A 470-nucleotide genomic window follows, 5' to 3' on the forward strand; every position below is an offset into this window, starting at 1 on the left:
ATGATCCACTCGCATTACAACGCTTAAAAGAAGCGGCAGAAAAAGCCAAGATCGAATTATCTTCAAGCCAGCAAACAGAAGTTAACCTACCGTACATTACGGCAGATGCAACGGGCCCTAAGCACTTAGTGTTAAAACTAACGCGTGCGAAGTTAGAGTCTTTAGTTGAAGAATTAGTGGTTCGTTCAATTGAGCCATTAAAAGTTGCCTTAGCGGATGCTGATCTTTCTGTGGGTGAGATTGACGACGTTATTTTGGTGGGTGGTCAAACACGTATGCCTTTAGTTCAGGCAAAAGTGGCTGAGTTCTTTGGTAAAGAGCCACGTAAAGATGTGAACCCTGATGAAGCAGTAGCAATGGGTGCGGCGATTCAAGGTGCGGTATTAGCGGGTGATGTAAAAGACGTTCTACTACTAGACGTATCGCCACTAACACTCGGTATCGAAACGATGGGTGGTGTAGCTACTCCG

The 470-nt window shown here is 45.3% G+C and carries 1 protein-coding gene; it reads left to right on the forward strand.

Going from position 1 to position 470, the window contains the following annotated elements:
- The coding region (locus EMN46_RS19010; RefSeq protein ID WP_154202593.1) for an Hsp70 family protein at nucleotides 1–470 on the forward strand (470 nt) is incomplete at both ends.

This window comes from Ancylomarina sp. 16SWW S1-10-2 (assembly GCF_009669305.1).
Classification (GTDB): domain Bacteria; phylum Bacteroidota; class Bacteroidia; order Bacteroidales; family Marinifilaceae; genus Ancylomarina.